The 19,348-nt window shown below is 63.7% G+C and carries 19 protein-coding genes and 1 tRNA gene; 8 read left to right on the top strand and 12 right to left on the bottom strand.

All coding sequences use genetic code 11. The features are described from left to right. Positions 1-41 precede the first annotated feature (41 nt). Both AKI39_RS05560 and AKI39_RS05555 read right to left on the bottom strand, forming a co-directional pair. Positions 42-1,187, bottom strand: coding sequence for a thiolase family protein (locus tag AKI39_RS05560; protein WP_066633441.1), 1,146 nt, complete (start codon positions 1,185-1,187; stop codon positions 42-44). Then, on the bottom strand, positions 1,184-1,594 hold the full coding sequence (locus AKI39_RS05555) for a Zn-ribbon domain-containing OB-fold protein (RefSeq protein ID WP_066633435.1): 411 nt from the start codon (positions 1,592-1,594) through the stop codon (positions 1,184-1,186). Before AKI39_RS05555 ends, AKI39_RS05560 begins: the two co-directional genes overlap by 4 nt. A 149-nt stretch (positions 1,595-1,743) precedes the next feature. On the opposite strand from AKI39_RS05555, the gene AKI39_RS05550 reads away from it, so the two are divergent. From AKI39_RS05550 to urtE, 7 genes are all read left to right on the top strand, one after another. Next, the gene (locus AKI39_RS05550) at positions 1,744-2,550 is read left to right on the top strand and encodes an IclR family transcriptional regulator (protein WP_066633434.1); all 807 of its coding nucleotides are present in this window, start codon (positions 1,744-1,746) and stop codon (positions 2,548-2,550) included. Positions 2,551-3,035: 485 nt separating this feature from the next. Further along, positions 3,036-4,271, top strand: a complete 1,236-nt coding sequence (locus AKI39_RS05545) for a type II toxin-antitoxin system HipA family toxin (protein WP_066633432.1) — start codon at positions 3,036-3,038, stop codon at positions 4,269-4,271. 446 nt (positions 4,272-4,717) lie between these two features. Beyond that, positions 4,718-5,971 (top strand): urea ABC transporter substrate-binding protein, encoded by a 1,254-nt coding sequence (urtA, locus tag AKI39_RS05540; RefSeq protein WP_066633430.1) that lies wholly within the window; start codon positions 4,718-4,720, stop codon positions 5,969-5,971. 18 nt (positions 5,972-5,989) lie between these two features. After that, a complete protein-coding gene (urtB, locus tag AKI39_RS05535; RefSeq protein ID WP_066633428.1) occupies positions 5,990-7,615 on the top strand; it encodes an urea ABC transporter permease subunit UrtB in 1,626 nt (541 codons plus the stop codon). Then, positions 7,612-8,787, top strand: coding sequence for an urea ABC transporter permease subunit UrtC (gene urtC, locus AKI39_RS05530; RefSeq protein WP_083228643.1), 1,176 nt, complete (start codon positions 7,612-7,614; stop codon positions 8,785-8,787). Before urtB ends, urtC begins: the two co-directional genes overlap by 4 nt. Next, positions 8,784-9,566, top strand: a complete 783-nt coding sequence (urtD, locus tag AKI39_RS05525) for an urea ABC transporter ATP-binding protein UrtD (RefSeq protein WP_066633426.1) — start codon at positions 8,784-8,786, stop codon at positions 9,564-9,566. The genes urtC and urtD overlap by 4 nt, the downstream gene beginning before the upstream one ends. Positions 9,567-9,713: 147 nt before the next feature. After that, entirely contained in the window at positions 9,714-10,412 is a 699-nt protein-coding gene (urtE, locus tag AKI39_RS05520; protein WP_066633424.1) for an urea ABC transporter ATP-binding subunit UrtE, read from the top strand. Positions 10,413-10,562: 150 nt separating this feature from the next. Here the strand turns inward: urtE and AKI39_RS05515 are convergent, their stop codons facing one another. Next, positions 10,563-11,621, bottom strand: coding sequence for a DUF481 domain-containing protein (locus AKI39_RS05515; protein ID WP_158515155.1), 1,059 nt, complete (start codon positions 11,619-11,621; stop codon positions 10,563-10,565). 462 nt (positions 11,622-12,083) lie between these two features. Between AKI39_RS05515 and AKI39_RS05510 the strand changes: the two genes are divergently transcribed. Beyond that, positions 12,084-12,159, top strand: a tRNA-Gly gene (locus tag AKI39_RS05510). 255 nt (positions 12,160-12,414) lie between these two features. On the opposite strand, the gene AKI39_RS05505 is transcribed toward AKI39_RS05510, so the two are convergent. The 9 genes from AKI39_RS05505 to AKI39_RS25710 all read right to left on the bottom strand — a co-directional run bounded on the left by AKI39_RS05505 (position 12,415) and on the right by AKI39_RS25710 (position 18,953). Then, positions 12,415-12,921: a YkgB family protein gene (locus AKI39_RS05505; protein WP_066633421.1), complete on the bottom strand. Its 507-nt coding sequence runs from the start codon at positions 12,919-12,921 to the stop codon at positions 12,415-12,417. 146 nt (positions 12,922-13,067) lie between these two features. Continuing rightward, positions 13,068-14,045, bottom strand: coding sequence for an AraC family transcriptional regulator (locus AKI39_RS05500; RefSeq protein WP_066633418.1), 978 nt, complete (start codon positions 14,043-14,045; stop codon positions 13,068-13,070). A gap of 263 nt (positions 14,046-14,308) precedes the next feature. Continuing rightward, positions 14,309-15,265 (bottom strand): AraC family transcriptional regulator, encoded by a 957-nt coding sequence (locus tag AKI39_RS05495; RefSeq protein ID WP_066633415.1) that lies wholly within the window; start codon positions 15,263-15,265, stop codon positions 14,309-14,311. Further along, positions 15,244-15,747 carry a pyridoxamine 5'-phosphate oxidase family protein gene (locus AKI39_RS05490; RefSeq protein WP_066633412.1) on the bottom strand — a complete coding sequence of 168 codons (504 nt, stop codon included), beginning with the start codon at positions 15,745-15,747 and terminating at the stop codon, positions 15,244-15,246. Before AKI39_RS05490 ends, AKI39_RS05495 begins: the two co-directional genes overlap by 22 nt. Positions 15,748-15,823: 76 nt before the next feature. Beyond that, complete coding sequence (locus tag AKI39_RS05485) at positions 15,824-16,579, bottom strand: SDR family oxidoreductase (RefSeq protein ID WP_066633405.1); 756 nt, start codon at positions 16,577-16,579, stop codon at positions 15,824-15,826. Between the two features lie 2 nt (positions 16,580-16,581). Continuing rightward, positions 16,582-17,289 carry a glutathione S-transferase N-terminal domain-containing protein gene (locus AKI39_RS05480; protein ID WP_066633403.1) on the bottom strand — a complete coding sequence of 236 codons (708 nt, stop codon included), beginning with the start codon at positions 17,287-17,289 and terminating at the stop codon, positions 16,582-16,584. Positions 17,290-17,425: 136 nt separating this feature from the next. Then, on the bottom strand, positions 17,426-17,971 hold the full coding sequence (locus AKI39_RS05475) for a carboxymuconolactone decarboxylase family protein (protein ID WP_066633401.1): 546 nt from the start codon (positions 17,969-17,971) through the stop codon (positions 17,426-17,428). Between the two features lie 68 nt (positions 17,972-18,039). Beyond that, positions 18,040-18,810, bottom strand: a complete 771-nt coding sequence (locus AKI39_RS05470; protein WP_066633398.1) for an alpha/beta hydrolase family protein — start codon at positions 18,808-18,810, stop codon at positions 18,040-18,042. After that, complete coding sequence (locus tag AKI39_RS25710) at positions 18,807-18,953, bottom strand: hypothetical protein (RefSeq protein ID WP_158515154.1); 147 nt, start codon at positions 18,951-18,953, stop codon at positions 18,807-18,809. The genes AKI39_RS05470 and AKI39_RS25710 overlap by 4 nt, the downstream gene beginning before the upstream one ends. Between the last annotated feature and the right edge of the window lie 395 nt (positions 18,954-19,348).

Here is a 19,348-nt window from a genome sequence, read left to right as displayed (position 1 = left end):
TAGGGGGTGTTGGTTGATGTGTCAGGACGGCGGCGGCGGCCTCAGCGCTTCAGGATCGTCACCGCGCAAGCGCCGTGTTCGAATCCTGAAATGCCGCCGCCCGTGGCGTGTGCCAGGCCCACGCGCGCGCCTGGCACCTGGTGGGCGCCGCAGCGTCCTTGCAACTGGCGCACGATCTCGACGATCTGCGCCACGCCGGTCGCCGCCACTGGATGGCCGCGCGCCATCAGCCCGCCGGAGGGATTGATGGGATGCTTGCCGCCCAACGAGGTGGCACCGCTCTTGAGCAGGCTGACCGCGTCGCCGGGACGGCAGAACTGGAAGGTTTCGTAGTACATGAGTTCGGCGATCGCGAACGAGTCGTGGATCTCCGCGACATCGATATCCTCGGGTCCCAGGCCGGCGATTTCATAGGCCTCCGCGGCCGATTTGCCCGATACATGCGACTTGATCATCGAGCTGGGCCCCGGCTCGAAGTGGCCGGAATGCAGCACGGTGGCGCAGATCTCCACGGGCATCTCGACCTGGGTCCGCTTGACCCAGTCTTCCGAGGCGACCACCACGGCGGCCGCGCCATCGCCGGTCGGGCAGCAATGCAACAGGCGGAGGGGATCCGCGATCATGCGCGATTCCTCGACCTCCTCCAGCGTCACGGACTTGCGCATCTGCGCCAGGGGATTCAAGACGCCATGCTTGCGCGCCTTCACCGACACGTGGGAAAAGTCGCCCCGAGAAATGCCGTGCTCATGGACGTAGCGCTGCGCGCGCATCGCATACACGCCAGGCATGGTCAAGCCATGCGCTGCGTCCCAATCGTCCGGGCTGAGCGGCAACGGCCCCCCGCCCAGCTTGCTCAGCATCTCCACGCCGAATACGAGCGCTACATCGGCATTGCCGGCGCGGATGCGGCCGACCGCTTCGCCCAGTGCGGTCGAGCCGCTGGAGCAGGCGTTCTCCACGTTGATGATGGGCAATCCCGTCAAGCCGATCTTGCCCAGTACCTGCTGGCCGGTCAGCATGCCACCCAGCATGGAAGCCGAGTACGCCACGTCGATATCTTCCTTCGCCACGCCGCTGTCCAGGATGGCCTCGCGCACGGCCGGCCACGCGAATTCGCGATGGCTCATTCCGGGGAAGCGGCCGAAGGGCACCATGCCCGTGCCGATGAGATAGGCCTTGCGTGTCATCGGGTTGCCTCCGCCGCCACGAATTTGAAATCGACCGGCGCGCTGGTGCGCGCGCCTTCCACCGGTTCGGCCGCGACCACGCGGACCAGGCTGTCGCACACTGGCGGTGCCGCATCGGTATAGCCGCCCAGATGACCGAATACGCGGATCCGCTCCGGGAAATCCACATACCCCGCGTACGCCGTGCCCTGGCCGTGACGCAGGGTGGTGTAGCTGTAAAGCACCCCTTGGCCCTGCAGCCGCAGCGGGCGCACGGCCAGCGACATGCAGCGTGGGCAGACGGTGGATGGCGGGAAGGTGTGGTACCCGCATTCGTCGCATTGGGTGGCAAGCAGGTGTACGTCGCCGCCGACCGTCTCGAGATAGGGCAGTACGGTCAGCGCCGCGGCAGGTTTGGCGTCGGCCATGTCGTCTCCTCGCATTCCGTTGACCGGAATCTTGTACTATTGAACTGAATGGAATGGGATTCTATACACTTGAATCAGCGGCCGCAATACATCACCGGAACGACATAGCGAGCAACGCACGGCCAATAAACCAATCAGGAGCCATATCCATGAGCGACGAAGCCCAAAGCACGCTGCTACGCAGCGTCCGGGTTCTTTTCGGGCTGGCCGAGGCGGGGCGGCCCATCACCGTCACGCGGCTGGCAACGGTGCTCGGCCTGCCGGCAAGCACCACGCATCGCATCCTGAACGTGCTGCGTCTGGCCGATTACGTCATCCAGGATGAAGAGACCGGCGCCTATAGCCCTGGCCCCGCTTTCCTGCGCGTCGCGACCGTGATGGTGGCGACCAGTACCTTCCCCGCTTCCGTGAACGACGCCCTGCGGTTGCTGGTGGATGGCAGCGGCGAATCGGCGTTCTACGGCGCCTATCTGGAACAAGTCTGCCGCCTGCGCTTCATCGCCAACCTGCACTCGCACCACGCCATCCAATACGTCATGCGTACCGACCAGACCTACTCCGTGCTGTGGGGCGCGTCGGGCCGGTCCATCGCGTCGCAGCTGCCGGAATCGACCTTGCGTACGATCTACGACCGGGAAAAGGAAGGCGGCGAAGGCGTCGCCGCGCTGCCGGATTGGGACGCCTTCCTGCAGTTGATGCGCGACACCCGGGCCACGGGCTACAGCGTGTCGGACGGCCAGCGCTACGAAGGCTCGCATGCCATCGCCGCGCCGGTCTTCGGTGCCAACGGCGCGGTCATCGGATGCGTCGGGATCTCCATGCCGCTCGTCCGCAAGGATCCCGGGAAGACGGCGCGCTGCATCGAACTGGTGAACGCCTGTGCAATCCAACTCACCCGCGCCGCGCGCTCGCTCATGGGCCGCCAGGAAGACAAAACGGCGTTTACCCTGCCGTGAAGGCCTCGTTGGCCGGGCACGTCCAGCGTGTCCGCCGCACGCGTGCATCATCATAGATAACAGTTTAGAACCTGTAAGTAGATATCTATGACGGTCCTCGATGGCGAACCAAACTTGATTTTCCTTATAGATATCGCTTTAATGTGCATAAAACGATATCTATGGGGCTATCATGCCGAAAAAACTGCAGCCGGCCGACGCCGTCCCGACGCTGGTCGCGGAACGATTGCGCACCTGGGGACGCTGCATCCGAACGCAACGCGTTTCCCAGCACATGCCGGCGGTCGACCTTTGCAGGCGAATGGAAATCTCCGACGCCACGCTTCGACGGATAGAGCGGGGCGACCCTGGCGCCGGCGCGGCCGTCTATCTGACAGCGCTTTGGATACTCGGCGTCCTGGATACTGCCGCCCCCCCGCTCGATCCCGTGTATTGGTCATCCCGCCCGAATTCACGGGCGCGTACTCCGGCATCCGAGGCTGGCGATGACTATTTCTAAGCCCTTGTATGTCTACCTACAGCGCCCAGACACGGGCGAATGGGTCACCGTCGGACGCTACGCCCTGCGCGAGGATGCCCGCACTGGCGCTTTCCGCTACGCCCCCAGCTACATCGATGCGGCTCATCCTTGGTCCATCGATCCCGTGAACATCCCCTTGGTCGGCGATATCGATTTCCTGGCGCAACGGTATGGAGGCCTACACGACGCGCTGCGTGATACATGCCCCGATTCCTGGGGCAAGCTGCTTCTCCAGCGACAACATGGCCTGTCCGACAATGCACCTGACATCGATTATCTCCGTTATGCGCGCAACGGCGACCTCTGGGGAGCACTGGCCGTAGGCACATCCCGTAAACCGTCGATAGACCTCATTCAAAGCCCGAAACTGGCCCAGTTGGAAGAACTGGCCGACGAGCTGCTTGCCCTGTACGAACGACGGCCGCCTGTGAATGCCAGACTGCGGAAAATGCTGATGGCCACCCCCAGTCTGGGCGGTGCGCGGCCCAAGGGCACGCTGAAAGACGGCCATGACTGCTGGCTCGTCAAACCCCTACTGCCAAGCGATACGGTCGACATTCCGGCCTTGGAACACCACACGCTGTCATGGGCTGCAGCCGCGGGCCTGAGCGTCGCGCAGTCTGTCCATCACGGGGCCGGCGACAGCTTGAGCGTGCTGCGTGTCCGCCGATTCGACAGGCAGGGCGAGCGGCGATTGATGGCGATCAGCGGCGCGACGCTCCTGAGCACCGAGTATCCCGGGGCAGCGCGCGCCTCGTGGAGCTACCCACGGATGGCTGAACAGCTACGGCGGATAGGTGCACCACGAGAAGACCAGATCGAACTATTCGACCGCATGGTATTCAATGCCATCGTCGGCAACGATGACGATCATCCGCGCAATCACGCGGCCATCTATCGCCACGAAGAGAGGCGGTGGCGCCTTTCCCCGGCCTTCGATATCGTCCCCACCACGGAGGAAACGCCACGCGCGCTATCCATGCAACTGTCCGAAGGCCGATTCGATATCACGCGGGAGGCTACCCTGGCCGATGCGGGGCGTTTTGGACTGCCGCATAAAGACGCGGCATCCGCCCATCTCGCATCCTTGGTGAAGCGTATCGCCGACGCCTATCCGCTCGTGAAGGCACCCCTGCCGGCGGAACTACGGAAGCTGATGGACGCGCGCCTATCCCACGGCGTCGCGGCGCTACAAGGCTGAATCGGCAAACGGCCTGCGCGCGCGGCCGATGCACGACCCACTGCACCAGCCCGATTCCTTCGCGCCCCAGCGGCTACCGGAATTCTCCCGTTAGCGGTCCACCCGCACCACTCCAGTCCGGGGCATGCACCACAAGCGTGCCCCGCCCCGCGCGCACCGCCTCCTTATGGTGCCGCCCGCGCACGATGACGCGCGCGCGGGCCATGAACGGCCCTGTGCATCCATGACTCGATCTTGTCCCATGGCGCCTGCCAGCGGCAAACGGCGCCGCGTCGCGCGATATCGGCCTGATCATGCACATCACCCCTGCGTCGCAAATTGGCACACGTTTTGCTTTTGAGGTTTGTGCACCTGCGTCATCGTCCGATGCGCACGTGGCGGCTGTACGAAGTTAGGCCATGCACTCCTGCCGGCGCACGCCGGCTTACCGTTAAGGATCCCGACACATGAACCGCAGACACGTACTCAAACAATTGACGGCCGCCAGCATGCTGGCGATGACGGGATGGCTGCCGGAAGCCCTGGCCGCCGAAGAGACCATCAAGGTCGGCATCCTGCATTCGCTGTCCGGCACCATGGCGATCTCCGAGACCTCGCTGAAAGACGTCGCGCTGATGGCGATCGAAGAGATCAACGCGGCGGGCGGCGTCATGGGCAAAAAGCTCGAACCGGTCGTGGTGGATCCTGCATCGAACTGGCCGCTGTTCGCGGAGAAGGCCCGCCAGCTGCTCTCGCAGGAAAAAGTGGCCGTTGTGTTCGGGTGCTGGACATCGGTCTCGCGCAAGTCGGTGCTGCCGGTCTTCAAGGAGCTGAACGGCCTGCTGTTCTACCCCGTCCAGTACGAAGGCGAGGAACTGGAACACAACGTCTTCTATACCGGCGCCGCGCCCAACCAGCAGGCCATCCCGGCGGTGGAATACCTGATGAGCGAGGACGGCGGCGGCGCAAAGCGCTTCGTGCTCCTGGGCACCGACTACGTCTACCCGCGCACCACCAACAAGATCCTGCGCGCCTTCCTGCATTCCAAGGGCGTGAAGGATGACGATATCCAGGAGGTCTACACGCCCTTCGGCCATTCCGACTACCAGACCATCGTCGCCAACATCAAGAAATTCGCCACCGGCGGCAAGACCGCGGTGGTCTCCACCATCAACGGCGATTCCAACGTGCCTTTCTACAAGGAACTGGGCAACGCCGGCCTGAAGGCGACGGACGTGCCGGTGGTGGCATTCTCCGTCGGGGAAGAAGAACTGCGCGGCGTCGATACCAAGCCGCTGGTCGGCCACCTGGCCGCCTGGAACTACTTCGAGTCGATCAAGAATCCGGTCAACGCCGAGTTCATCAAAAAGTGGAAGGCCTACGCCAAGGCCAAGAACCTGCCCAACGCCGATACGGTCGTCACCAACGACCCGATGGAAGCCACCTACATCGGCATCCACATGTGGAAGCAGGCCGTCGAACAGGCCAAGACCACGAATGTGGAGAAGGTCATCGCGGCCGTGGGCGGCCAGAAGTTCAATGCGCCGGACGGCTACACCGTGGAGATGGACAAGACCAACCATCACCTGCACAAGCCCGTCTACATCGGCGAGATTCGCGCCGATGGCCAGTTCAACGTCGTCTGGAAAAGCAAGGGTCCGATCCGCGCGCAGCCGTGGAGCCCCTACATTTCCGGCAACGAAGGCAAGCAGGCCCTGTAGGAAAGGAACGGCATCGCCATGCGCATCGCGCTCATCGCAAGCATTCCGCGCCGCCTGCTGGCTGCCTGGCTATTGGCCATGCCCATGGCGGCGGCGCTGGGCGCGGGGCTCGATGCCTCGCTGCTCGCGCCGCTGGCCGGCGACGACACCGACGCCAGGCTGGAAGCGATCGGCAAACTGGGCCAGTCCACCGATCCCGCTGCCGCCGAGGTCCTGGCGGCGATGGGCTCGGACCGCCTCTACGCCACGCCCGACGGCCACGTGCTGGTCGACGCGGGCAAGGCCGCCGTCGATCCGTCCACGGGACTCAGCCTGCCCATGCCGCCGGATGCGGGCGCGGTGATGATCAATAACCGCCTGCGCCGCGCGATCGACGGCGCGCTGGCGGAATCCAGATTGCACGCCGCTGATCCCGCGCAACGCCTGGCCGCCGCGCAGCGGCTGCAGCAGGCGACGCAGCCGTCCGTGCTGCCCCTGATCGTGGCGGCGCTGGACAAGGAGAAAGACCCCGGCGTGCGCGGCGCGCTGGAGATCGCCCAAGCCAATCTCGAACTGAAAAGTCCCGCCGCCAACGTGCGGCGGCATGCCGTCGACATCCTGGGCCGCAGCTTGAACACCGGTTTCATTCCGGTGCTGACGACGATGACGAGCCGCGATGCGCAAGGCAACTACGCGGAGCCGGACGCCGGCGTACGTGACGCGGCGGCCGCCGCACTGCGCGCCATCGACCGCCATCTTGCCGCCATCGAATGGGCCGGGAACCTGTTCTACGGCATCAGCCTGGGCAGCGTACTGCTGCTGGCCGCGCTCGGGCTGGCCATCACCTTCGGCCTGATGGGCGTCATCAACATGGCCCATGGTGAATTGCTGATGATCGGTGCCTACGCCACCTTCATCGTGCAGGCCGCATTCCGCGCCTGGGCGCCGGCCTGGATGGACTGGTACGTAATCGCCGCGCTGCCGGTGGCCTTCGTCCTGACGGCGCTGGTGGGCATGGCGCTGGAACGCACGGTCATCCGCTGGCTCTACGGGCGGCCCCTGGAAACCTTGCTGGCGACGTGGGGCATCAGCCTGATCCTGATGCAACTGGTGCGCTCGCTGTTCGGCGCGCAGAACGTGGAAGTGAGCAATCCCGGCTGGATGAGCGGCGGCGTCACCATCATGGGCGGATTGGTGCTGACCTACAACCGCCTGGTCATCATCGTCTTCTCGCTGCTGGTGCTCTTCTTCGTCTGGGTCCTGCTGAATCACACGCGGCTGGGCCTGTTCGTGCGCGCCATCACGCAGAACCGCCGCATGGCCGACTGCGTGGGCGTGCCGACGGGCCGCATCGACATGCTGGCCTTCGGGCTGGGCTCGGGGATCGCCGGGCTGGCCGGGGTGGCGTTGTCCCAACTGGGCAATGTGGGACCCGACCTGGGCCGCGGCTACATCGTCGATTCCTTCATGGTGGTGGTGCTGGGAGGCGTCGGCCAACTGGCTGGCACCGTCATCGCCGCCCTGGGCCTGGGTGGGCTGAACAAGGTCATGGAGCCCTACGCGGGCGCCGTGCTGGCCAAGATCGCCATCCTGGTACTGATCGTGCTGTTCGTTCAAAAACGCCCGCAGGGCCTGTTCGCCCCGCGCGGCCGGAGCGTCGAATGAAGATGTCGCCTTCCATGGACCTGGCCGCGATGGCGCGGCCACCCCTGTACTCCAGGCGGGCCTGGCTCGCCCTGGCCGTCGCCGGGCTGATCCTGGCCCTGCCTCCCCTGCTGAACCTGGCCTTTCCGTCCGGCAGCCCGCTGCATATGTCTTCCTACGTGGTGGCGCTCCTGGGCAAATTCATGTGCTACGCGCTGGCCGCGCTGGCCCTGGACCTGGTCTGGGGCTATGCGGGCATTCTCTCGCTGGGGCACGGGCTGTTCTTCGCGCTGGGCGGCTACGCGCACGGCATGTACCTGATGCGCGCCATCGGCCACGATGGCGTGTACAAGAGCGACCTGCCTGACTTCATGGTGTTCCTGAACTGGAAGTCCTATCCCTGGTATTGGTCCTTCACCGAGCATTTCTGGTATGCCGCGCTGCTGGTGGTGCTGGTGCCTGGCGCCCTGGCCTTCGTCTTCGGCTATTTCGCCTTCAGATCGCGCATCAAGGGGGTGTACTTCTCCATCATCACGCAAGCCCTGACCTTCGCGGCCATGCTGCTGTTCTTTCGCAACGACACCGGCTTTGGCGGCAACAACGGCTTCACCGATTTCAAGCGCATCCTGGGCTTCGATATCACCTCGGCCAGCACGCGCGCGGGCCTGTACTGGATCACCCTGGCCGTGCTGGCCGGCTGCCTGGTGCTGGCGCGCGCCGTCACCCAATCCAAGCTGGGCCGCGTGCTGACGGCAGTGCGAGATGCGGAAAACCGCCTGCGCTTCCTGGGCTACGAGCCGCTGGGGTTCAAGCTGTTCGTATGGACCCTGTCGGCCGTCATGTGCGGCATCGCCGGCGCGCTCTACGTGCCGCAGGTCGGCATCATCAACCCGGGCGAAATGTCCACCGAGAACTCCATCGAAATGGTCATCTGGGTGGCCACCGGCGGACGAGGCACGCTGATCGGGCCCATCCTGGGTGCCGGTGTGGTGAACGGGCTGAAGACCTGGTTCACCAGCGTCTTCCCGGAGTTCTGGCTATACGCGCTGGGCCTGATCTTCGTGCTGGTCACGCTGTTCCTGCCGCAGGGCATCGTCGGCCTGGTGCGGCGACTCGCGGCGGCGCGGGCGCACACGCGCGCCACCGCGTCCGCCCAGGATGCACCGCGCGGCGATGGGAGGGTCACGGAATGAACGGCCGCGTCAATCCCAAGGAGGTCGACACGACCCACGGCGCCATCCTGTACCTGGACGGCATCACGGTCAGCTTCGACGGCTTCAAGGCACTGAACAACCTGACGTTGGACATCAGCGTCGGGGAGCTGCGCTGCATCATCGGCCCCAACGGCGCGGGCAAGACCACGATGATGGACGTGATCACCGGCAAGACCCGCCCGACCGCCGGTTCCGCATACTTCGGGCAGAACATCGACCTGACCACCCTTAACGAGGCGCAGATCGCGCATGCCGGGATCGGCCGCAAGTTCCAGCGCCCCACGGTATTCGAGAACCACACGGTGTTCGAGAACCTCGAACTGGCCATGAAGACCGACAAGCGCGTGCGGCCCACGCTGTTCGCGCGCCTGGACAGCACCCAGGCCGACCGCATCGCCGAGACCCTGGCGCTGATCCGCTTGTCGGCGCAGGCCTACCGGCCCGCCGGCCTGCTGTCGCACGGCCAGAAGCAATGGCTGGAGATCGGCATGCTGCTGATGCAGGAACCGCGCCTATTGCTGCTGGACGAACCGGTGGCCGGCATGACCGATGCCGAAACCGAACGCACCGGCGAACTGCTGAACGAACTGCGCGGCCGCCATTCGCTGATGGTGGTGGAGCACGACATGGATTTCGTTACCCGCATCGCCGGCGGCGGCAAGGTGACCGTGCTGCACGAAGGCGCGGTACTGGCCGAAGGCAGCATGACCGATGTCCAGGCCCACCCGCGCGTCATCGAAGTCTACCTGGGCCGCTAAGGGATGAAGCCCACCCCCGAAGCGCTGCGCGCTTCCCCCTCAAGGGGGCGACGCCGGCGGACCGGCAAAGCCGGCTCTGCGGCGTCCCCGATCTGGCTACACCTATTTGATGCGTGGCAGGCCCTTGCGAGACCATGGAAAACTGACATGTTGGACGTACAAGACATCAACCAATACTACGGCGGCAGCCATACGCTGCGCGGCGTGTCGCTGGACGTGAAACAGGGCGAATGCCTGGCCTTGCTGGGACGCAACGGCGTGGGCAAGACCACGCTGCTGAAATGCCTGATGGGCGTACTGCCCGTGGCCAGCGGCAAGGTGCTGTTGGATGGCCAGGATATTTCCCGGCTGTCCCCGCACCGGCGCGCGGCCATGGGCATGGCCTACGTGCCGCAAGGACGCGATATCTTCGCCCGCCTGACCGTGGAGGAGAACATCGTCATGGGCATGGCCGCCTTCCCGGGGTCGAAGGCGCGGCGCATCAAGGACGAGATCTACGAACTGTTCCCCGTCCTGAAGACCATGCTGGCGCGCCGCGGCGGCGACCTGTCCGGTGGCCAGCAGCAACAGCTGGCGATCGCACGCGCGCTGGTGGCGCAGCCCCGGTTGATCATCTTCGACGAGCCGACCGAGGGCATCCAGCCTTCCATCATCAAGGACATCGGCCGCGTGATCCGCCTGCTGCGCGCGCGCGGCGATATCGGCATCCTGCTGTGCGAGCAGTACTTCGATTTCGCGCATGAACTGGCGGACCGCTTCGTCGTGATGTCGCGCGGGGAAGTCGTGGCACGCGGCGTACAGGCGGCGATGGGGGACGCGGAGGTCAGGCGGCATCTGTCCGTCTAGGTGGTCGCCCGCCGGGGCGGTGCACATGCCCGCGTGCCGGGCGGCCTGCCGCGGACGGTGCGCGTGGCCGCATATCGCGCTGGCCTGCCGCGGACGATGTCCGTGGCCGCGCACCGAGCGGCGGCCCGGCCGACGCTCGTCCCGGCCGCCTCACCAGCTCAGGCCCAGGCCCGTGCCGTAGGTTGACTCCGTCATGCTTTCCCGGGTACCGCTGACCTGGTCCCGCGCGACCTTCACATACAGTGAGAGCGTGTTGTTGACGCGGTACCGCAGCCCCACTTCCCCGTTCATGCCGAATCCGGCGGCGCCCAGGGCTCGATACACTTCGCCCATCGTGTACACCTGGAACTGCTTGCCGCTCAGGTATCGCGAATAGTTCCAACGCAGGCCGCCCGCATAGAAGCCTTCCTGCGCGCCGTCGCGGTAGCCGTAGTCCATGCGCCCGACCAGGCCGGACAGCGAGAACGCGCCCAGCTCGTCGTCCCAGAACTGATAGCCCGGGCCAGTGCCGTAGGCGGTCTGGCGGCTGACGTCCTCGACGAAATCGCGCTTGTAGCGCAGGCGCCCTTGCCAGAAGGCCTTTTGGGTAATGAAGCGGTCCAGGGTGTAATCGCCGCCGTAGTTGTCGGCGCCGATGTCGTCGCCGTCCTTGCTGCGGTGATAGCCCGCGGTCAGGATATTGCGCCACAAGCCACGGCGCGCATCCAGTGCGAAGTCCGCCGCATAGTCCTGCGAATTGACGGAGGCGGTCTTCTGGTTCAGGGAAAGATCCAGCTTGCCCTTGACGGCGGTCTCGCCCCACAGGGGCTTGGGGGCGGTCATGCTGTCCAAGGACGACAGGCTGACGTCCGTCTTCACGTTGCTTTCGCCGTCGGAGCTGCGCTCCACGCCGTCGACCACCACCTTGCCCGTGTCGGCGCGGACCAGCTTGGCGTAGTAGTCATGCTCCACCGACTTGTCGCGCACGACCAGGTCCTTGTCGCTCTGCAGGGTCTTCACATGCTTGAACTCCAGGCGCACATCGCCGCCGTAGGGCGTATTCACCAGCAGGATGCCGTTGTCCAGGGACAGGATCGTGCCGGTGATGCGGTCGCCGTTGTCCATCCATACAGTGCCTGCCTCGGCGCGGGCGGCGAACACGGTGAACCCGGAAAACAAGAGGAAAAAGGCGATGCGGCGATGCGCGGCGGCGCAGGCTTGATTCGACATGGGCATACGGGAAGAAGGGTCCAGGATCGCCGAACCGCGCGCCGCTGCGCGCCAGCTCAGCCATGAGACGCCTCATCCTAAAGATTTCGTACGAACGGATGTAACGATAGGCTCGACGGGTAAGCGCTCGTAGCGTATCCGCGGTCTGCCACGCAGGGCGGTTGGGGCTGCCGCTGATGCGTCTTGTATCGTCACAGGGCGGGACGATGGTCGCCATTCCCCTGCTATCGGTCCAAGGTCGGCTTATGGCGCAGGTTGAGGCTGCCGTTTCGCGCGCACCGGATGCAAGCGAGGGATGCACGCACTGGAAGCACGCGCCGGAAGCCGCACCGCAGGTGCGTTCCCGACACGGGGCGGCGTCGGGAGCACGGAATTTCGTTTCATGTATAATCTCGTTCCTGCTGACGACCGCGGCCTGGCGCCGCGGTTAAAATTTGGCCCAGGCCATCGTCGTGCAGCCATGCGGGAATAGCTCAGTTGGTAGAGCGCAACCTTGCCAAGGTTGAGGTCGCGAGTTCGAGACTCGTTTCCCGCTCCAGATTCTTTGTCGATGTCTCTACCGAGACCATCAGGCGATAAGAAAGGCCGAAAGATTTTGTCTTTCGGCCTTTTTCATTTCACTGAGCTTGCCTCGATCACCCTGCGTCCCCACGAGTGCGTTGTCACATCACGGATAGCGCCGAAACACCTCACTGCGTATCGCAGTCCGGTGCAGCCGTTCTCATGACGCCTTGCCCGTCAGGGCTTCGCGCGCCCAGGACGCGTGCCCGGGCTTAATGCACCAAGCCGTATCTCACCACTTCCGAACGTCGACCGCGGAGGCCTGGACCGACGCAAAAAGAAGAGAAAGCGATGCTGCGAGCAAAACAAGGTCCTTCAGAAGGAATTGGCCGGGCATCGCGGAAATGGCCGGAAAGCCGCCCGCCGTCGCTTCCGCCACGCCGGGCGTGCTGAAGAAAAAGGTGAGCGTGATCAGATAGGTCGCGGCCGACATCGCCGCTCCCAATGCAGAGAATATGGGCTGGAAGGCTCCAATAATCAGGGCCGCTGCGGTTGCCAGCTCCAGTACGCCTATCACGTAGCTTGTCCCCTGTACACCGAACATGCCGTTCAACCAGCCCATGACCGGGCTATGGGCGATGAACGGCGCGATGCCGTTGGCTTCGTAAGCGGTGAACTTCATCCCGCCGAACCACAGGAAGATAACGACCAGCGCCCATCTGAGCAGGGCCAGAGCAGAAAAAGAGCCAACGCCTTTTTCAGCGATCTGCAGACGAAGCGGATTTGCGCCAGTGGTCATTTCGGGTTTTTCCTTTCAGGTTTTGATTAGTGGCTCGAAACCTCCACTGTAGGCGTACCCGATACCGATTTCGAGACTACTTTTGCTCAATCGGATGCCTGAAAGGATCAAAACGACAAGGCAATTCATGCCCGGGTGGGCGCGATTCAGCTGTGGCGCTGAGCGCGGTAATCGGAAGGATGGACGCCGTAAGCGTCGTGAAATGCCTTCAGGAAGCTGCTTCGGCTGGTGTATCCGACCGAACGGGCAACCTGGTCGACCGATAGTTCGCCGGTGATCAGCATGCAAGCGGCTTGACGCATGCGCAGTCCACGGAGAACTGTCATGGGCGGCAAGCCCACCACTTCCGTGAACCGGGCCATGAACGAAGATCTGCTCATGCAAGCGGTGCGGGCCAGGGCGGTGACAGAGTGTTCAGCGCCGGGATGCGCTGCCATCTGCGCGAAGGCTCGCGCGATATTGACGTCTCCCAATAGCGAAAACCGCTCGACCCATAGGCTGCTTGAAGTCAATGAGCGCCTTAGCAATGCGATCAAGACCACCTTGAGCAGCGTCGTCGTCATGGCCCCCGTGCCGACTTCCTGGTCTATGAGCTCCTGCAGGACCGACATCAGTGTGCGGTCAATCTGCTGTGCGCTGTCGAACTGTTCGACGACGGGAGCCGTCAGCGTCGAAAAAAGGTTCACGGCCGTGCCATAGGACGCCTGGAAGTAGCCGCAGATCAACATCAGTTGCGGACCTTCCCCGCCTGCGACGAAGCGACGAATCGCACCAGGCGGGAACGCCTTCCAACGCCCCTCGACTTCGTTGGACACCCCGCGTTCGGGATCTTCCGAAGGCACCTCGACATGGAAATACTGGTTTGGCGGCGTAATGACCAGCGTGTGCGGAGCAAGCGCGATGGGGGGATGTCCCTCCAGGACCATGCGGCCATGGCCGGACAGGTTGTAATGTATGCCCGGTGCCGACGTGCCTCCCAGGTTCAGGCGCCAACCCGGACTTACCAGGCATTCGGTCAGGCGCACGAAGTCCACACTCAGTGCGGATAACAGTCCGTCGAGTTGAGCGCTGGAGATTCGCGCCATCGGCTGGTCGCTATGTTGGCCGGCCGCACCCTTGTTCATGAAACACCCATCGAAGTCAGAGCCGCTGCCCTGGCACCATGACCGGCATGGTCGCCAGAACGGTCTCCATGTATTCGATCGGACGAAGGAATCTGGAGCCGGCCAAGGACTTTCCAGTGTAGATCAATAGTGCTGCCCATAAGTCCGGATATTGGCCCACATCGTCTGGTCTGGCATCGCGACGGCATGCATTCGAGCGATCGGCACCGCCCGGCACCGGTGTCCGCGCCGGCCTTGACCGAGACGCCGCGCTTGGTGGCCTCTTACTGGCCCTCACCCGAGAGCCGGCGCCACTGCCCTGGCGTCATGCCCACCCTCTCGACAAACACACGCCGGAATGCCGCCAAGGACCGATACGCTACCGACCTGGCCACGGTCTTCGTGCTCATCGTTGGCGTCCTCAGCTTGTTGGCGGCCAGGCTCACGCGGATATCGGTGAGAAGTTCAAGGGCCGAGCGCCCGAGCTTGTCCTGAAAGCGCCGCATGAAGGTGTCGCGCGACATGCCGCACAAATCGGCCAGATCATGCAGTCTCCAGGAGCGCGCCGGATCGGCGAACATGGCCGACATGGCCGGGGCCAGGGGCGGATGGCCCGCAAGCGCCAACAAGCCTACGGAAGCCTGCCCGGATTGGCTCCCCGCGCGCAGCACCACGGCGAACAGCGCCACGCTGAGCGCGTTCACCATGGCGTCTCCGCCCGGCTTGTCGCCGGAGGACTCGGTGCGCATCAGCCCCACAACGCTCGTCAGGGGATCGGAAGCGGACACTACACCCTCTTCCTCTTGGCTATCCGAGGCCCGCACCACGAGATTCGGGGGCAGAAGACTGCGAACCAGCCGATCATGAGGCGGCCCGATGAAAAACCGACCGCACAGCAGGTCGAGATGTTCGCCTTCGCCATCATTCCTGCTGAGCGTCCATCCTGCCGGACCTTGGTGATCGCAGGTACAACCCGGCAGTCGACCGCTGCCATCGTGCAGCACGTGCGCCGCACCACGCGGCAACAGCACGACATCGCCTCGCAGGAGCTCCGTGGCCGTCCCCGTCTCCGCATCCTCGAGAACGGCCCGGCCCTCGAGTACGACGTGGTAGGGAATCTCGTGCGCCGCGGACCGGCCCCAGGCCACGCGCCATGGCGCACCATAGACGCAGCGCACCTCCAGCCGGCCAGTGATGTTCATTATTCCCAGTAGATGGCTCAGCCAGTCGACTTGGCACATAGGACCTCGGGCGATTCCCCGACGGGTTTCACACCGTATTTTTGATAGTAGGTGTTCCTGATTTCCTCCTGGCTCCGAGGCGGCTGGGCAAAGACATGGGCGGGCGACAGCAACGGGCTGATCGAAGTCGTTTCGATTCTGACGACATGATCGACGGGATACTCCGGGCCATTCGTGGCCCTGACCCAGTCGGCGAACACCAGAAACTCGCCATCGTCCGGAGGCAGTATCGATGCACGACCCGTGAAGCGATAACCGCGCCGCTGGAAGATATCGACCACGTTGATTTCGACAGCGGGATTGCGCTTCAGGTTGCGTATCGTCCGAGGCGAGGCGATATCGGCGAAATACAGCACGCCGTTCACGACCTTCAACGACGCCTTGGGAGAGAGACTGGGCGTTCCATCCTCGTTTACTGTCGCGACGAACGACAGTATTGCCTGCTTGATGATTGCCTCCATATCGGCAGTGATTTCCATCATGGGTATCCTCGATTCGTCATTGTGGGAACGCGATGTTGTTTCGCGCAAAGCTTCGGGGGCGCACGCGCCGCCCTGATCAAATTTCGTTCTGCAAACCACGTAGCCAGTGCTCCAGATCGAGGCGGCCAAGGCGCGCCTCGCCCCATGGCACCAGCGATTTTTCCTCGAGCCGGCCGCCGAAATAGCGTGCTTCGGGATCTCTCTCGACGGTCCTCGGGTCGCCAATGGACGTCAAATACCGAGCGACGATTTCCTTGAACGGCGCTCGTTCCGGGCCGGCGATCTCGACAATTCCATTTCGCGGATGGGCGAGCGCCACTTCGGTGACGATGGCCGCGACATCATCGGCCGCGATAGGCTGAAGCAAGCCCGGCGGTAGCCTGACGACGCTTCCGTCCGTACTCGCATCGGCGATGCTGCCCAGGAATTCCAGGAACTGGGTCGAGCGGATGATCGTGTAGGGAATACCGGAAGCCTGGACCCGCTTTTCCTGGGCAAGCTTGGCGCGGTAATACTCTTGGCCAGGGACCCGGTCAACCCCGACAATCGACAAGACGACATGGTGCTGGACGCCGGCCGCGGTCTCCGCCGCGAGCAGATTGCGGCCGGAGGTCTCGAAGAATTCCCTCACCGCATTCACGTCGTATGAAGGCGCATTGGAAAGGTCGATGACCACCTGCGCGCCGGCCAGCGCTTCTTTAAGCCCGACGCCGGTGACGGTGTTGACGCCGGCCTTGGGCGACGCGGCGATTGCCTCGTGACCGCCCTGCCGCAGCATCGCCACGGTCTTCGAGCCTATCAAGCCGGTGCCGCCGATCACGACGATTTTCATGTTCACCTTCCCGGCTCGGCCGCCGTCACCAGCAGCCCACGCTGCACTCCCGGACGGGCGAGGCCGCGATCGAACCACGCCTGCACGCGAGGAAAACGGTCGAAGCCGACCAGCTCGCGTGCTTCGTAGAAGCCGATCAGGTTGCGCACCCAGCCGAGCAGCGAAATGTCGGCGATGCTGTAGTCGGTGCCCATTACCCAGTCGCGACCCGTAAGGCGTTCGTCCAGGACACCGAGCAGCCGCGCCGATTCGGCCACGTAGCGTTGCAGCGGACGCTTGTCCTCGTAGGCCTTGCCGGCGAACTTGTTGAAGAAACCGACCTGCCCGAACATCGGCCCCACACCGCCCATCTGCCACATCAGCCACTGTATCGTTTCATAGCGGGTGTTGGGATCCTTGGAAAGGAACTGTCCCGTCTTCTCGGCGAGATAGACCAGGATCGCCCCTGATTCGAACAGCGCCAGCGGTCGGCCGCTCGGCCCGTCCGGATCGTAGATCGCCGGAATCTTGCCGTTGGGATTGAGGGCAAGGAAGGCGGGATCGTGGCTCTCGTTCGCCGTGATGTCGATGCGGTGCGGCTCATAGGCCAGGCCCGTCTCCTCCAGCATGATGCCCACCTTCACCCCATTGGGCGTCGGCAGGGAAAAGAGCTGCAGCCGATCCGGGTGCTGTGCCGGCCAGCGTGTGAAAATCGGATGATCGAGTGTCACTTTCTATCTCCTGGACTTGTTGGGTCATGTGAAGACCGCGGGTACATCTCCAAGGCCACCTACGGGCCTTGGCGTTATGCTCGCATCAGGCGACACCGCCAAGGCGCTCGGACAGGCCGATGCGAGCGAATGGCGTTCAGATCTCTCCGGCCGGCGTAACGGCGGGAAAGTCCTTCTCGGGATCGAACACGTTATTGAAAAAGTTGGTCAGCGAGTACATGGCCACCAGTGCGACGATTTCCATGATGTTCGCGTCCGTGTAGCCGGCATCGCGCACGGCCTTCAGATCGGCATCGCCGACCTGGCCGCGGGTCTCGATGACCTTGCGCGCGAACTGCAGCGCGGCGTCGCGCTTGGGATCCTTGGCATGGCCTTTGCGGGCCAGAACGATCTCGTCGGCCGGCAGCTTGGCCATATGTTCGGCCGTAAAGCTATGCACCGTCAGGCAGTAGTCGCAGCCATTCACTTCCGATACAGCGAGACCGATGCTGTCTCGCGTCTTCACGTCCAGCGCCTTGCTCAGCGAGCCCAACAGGGTCGCCCAGGCGTTGAAGGCGATGGGGCTCTGCGCAAAGCTCGCCATCATCGTGGGGGTGAACCCCAGGCCCTTGCTGAACGCATCGAGCGTCGCTTTCGATTCCGCCGGCACGTGTTCCGGCTTCAGGGGTGCGGTTCTTGCCATCATGATCTCCGTAGTTACTGCTTTCATTGAAAGGAAAGGTCCGTACAGCAACCCTTCCGAGGCTTGCTTCAAGATTCCGGAACCAGATACCGGCTGGCCCAGGTCGATATCATCGCGGCGGCATAGTCCGCATCGACGCGGCGCGTCAGCAAGTGGTCGGCGTTGTCCAGAGAGATGAAGCTCTTGGGATGCTTCGCGGCAAAAAAAATCCGCGCGGCGTTCTCGATACCCACCGTCGAATCCAGAGGCGCATGCAAGACCAGCAATGGGACTCGCAGCTGCGCGATGCGCGATGCCAGGTCGTGGCGCGCCAGGTCTTCGATGAAGCTCTTGCGCACGACGAACGGCCTGCCGGCCAGCGTTACCTCCGCTTGTCCCTCTGCATCGATGGTTTGTAGGCTTTGCGGGTCGAACTGATGCAGGACATGGCTGGTATAGAAAGGGGCGCCCAATGTGACAACGGCGCGTACGCCCGGCATTTCGCCGGCCGCCATCAGGACGGCCGCACCACCGAGGCTATGACCGACCAGTATGGATGGCGGCTTGCCATCTTCGGCCATCGCTTTGCCGGCCGCGACCAGATCGTCCACGTCCGCGGCAAAAGTCGTGTCGGCAAAACTGCCGCCGCTATTGCCCAGCCCGGCAAAATCGAAGCGCAGCACGCCGATGCCACGCGCGGCCAGGGCGCGCGACAGGCGTGTGGCCGCCAGGCTGTCCTTGCCACATGTAAAGCAGTGGGCCAGTATGGCCCAGGCGTGCGGCTGCCCGTCGGGCAATTCCAATCTGCCGGCAAGCCGATAGCCGCGCGGGCCGTCAAATTCGAAGGCTAGCGGGGTCATCGCTCGATATCTCCGCGATTGGCGCGCAGCGCATCCATGAGCGTGTCCGAGACAGGGCCAACGCCACGCTTATTGGCTTGAGCGTGGATATCAGTGGCGGGGCCGGCGGCGGACTCGATCGCGGGAACAGAGATACGGCTCATGGCGTGGCTCTTTCTTCAGGTGGTCAGGAGCCTCCACTTTAGGACTGCGCGTTACCGATTTCGAGACTACCTTTGCTCAATAAAATGCCCGAATGGATCAAAACGCCGAGGCACTTCCTTCCAACTCGCCACTGCCATGCAATGCGGATCTCCAGGCACTGGGCCGTTGGATTTCGGAAGCGCCACCTTCGCCCCGTTTGCTGACGGGGGCACCAGGACAGCGTTCCCGCACCGCAGATACAATTGAATACAACGACCGCCTTGCGCAGTCTATCTAGTAGTAGATAAACTGCGTTCATGGATGGGAAGCACACCACTCACTTCCCGCCCACCGCGCCGAAAGCGCGTTTTTATGACCCACAATACCTATCTATGAATAGATAGAATCCACTTCT

Source organism: Bordetella sp. H567 (assembly GCF_001704295.1).
Classification (GTDB): domain Bacteria; phylum Pseudomonadota; class Gammaproteobacteria; order Burkholderiales; family Burkholderiaceae_B; genus Bordetella_C.
This window is presented reverse-complemented; position numbering and strand designations above follow the sequence as displayed.

Excerpts from the sequence above, each read along its gene's own strand:
- AKI39_RS05560 (WP_066633441.1), bottom strand. The coding sequence starts at position 1,187 with ATGACACGCAAGGCCTATCTCATCGGCACGGGCATGGTGCCCTTCGGC.
- AKI39_RS05555 (WP_066633435.1), bottom strand. The coding sequence starts at position 1,594 with ATGGCCGACGCCAAACCTGCCGCGGCGCTGACCGTACTGCCCTATCTC.
- AKI39_RS05550 (WP_066633434.1), top strand. The coding sequence starts at position 1,744 with ATGAGCGACGAAGCCCAAAGCACGCTGCTACGCAGCGTCCGGGTTCTT.
- AKI39_RS05545 (WP_066633432.1), top strand. The coding sequence starts at position 3,036 with ATGACTATTTCTAAGCCCTTGTATGTCTACCTACAGCGCCCAGACACG.
- urtA (WP_066633430.1), top strand. The coding sequence starts at position 4,718 with ATGAACCGCAGACACGTACTCAAACAATTGACGGCCGCCAGCATGCTG.
- urtB (WP_066633428.1), top strand. The coding sequence starts at position 5,990 with ATGCGCATCGCGCTCATCGCAAGCATTCCGCGCCGCCTGCTGGCTGCC.
- urtC (WP_083228643.1), top strand. The coding sequence starts at position 7,612 with ATGAAGATGTCGCCTTCCATGGACCTGGCCGCGATGGCGCGGCCACCC.
- urtD (WP_066633426.1), top strand. The coding sequence starts at position 8,784 with ATGAACGGCCGCGTCAATCCCAAGGAGGTCGACACGACCCACGGCGCC.
- urtE (WP_066633424.1), top strand. The coding sequence starts at position 9,714 with ATGTTGGACGTACAAGACATCAACCAATACTACGGCGGCAGCCATACG.
- AKI39_RS05515 (WP_158515155.1), bottom strand. The coding sequence starts at position 11,621 with ATGTCGAATCAAGCCTGCGCCGCCGCGCATCGCCGCATCGCCTTTTTC.
- AKI39_RS05505 (WP_066633421.1), bottom strand. The coding sequence starts at position 12,921 with ATGACCACTGGCGCAAATCCGCTTCGTCTGCAGATCGCTGAAAAAGGC.
- AKI39_RS05500 (WP_066633418.1), bottom strand. The coding sequence starts at position 14,045 with ATGAACAAGGGTGCGGCCGGCCAACATAGCGACCAGCCGATGGCGCGA.
- AKI39_RS05495 (WP_066633415.1), bottom strand. The coding sequence starts at position 15,265 with ATGTGCCAAGTCGACTGGCTGAGCCATCTACTGGGAATAATGAACATC.
- AKI39_RS05490 (WP_066633412.1), bottom strand. The coding sequence starts at position 15,747 with ATGATGGAAATCACTGCCGATATGGAGGCAATCATCAAGCAGGCAATA.
- AKI39_RS05485 (WP_066633405.1), bottom strand. The coding sequence starts at position 16,579 with ATGAAAATCGTCGTGATCGGCGGCACCGGCTTGATAGGCTCGAAGACC.
- AKI39_RS05475 (WP_066633401.1), bottom strand. The coding sequence starts at position 17,971 with ATGGCAAGAACCGCACCCCTGAAGCCGGAACACGTGCCGGCGGAATCG.
- AKI39_RS05470 (WP_066633398.1), bottom strand. The coding sequence starts at position 18,810 with ATGACCCCGCTAGCCTTCGAATTTGACGGCCCGCGCGGCTATCGGCTT.
- AKI39_RS25710 (WP_158515154.1), bottom strand. The coding sequence starts at position 18,953 with ATGAGCCGTATCTCTGTTCCCGCGATCGAGTCCGCCGCCGGCCCCGCC.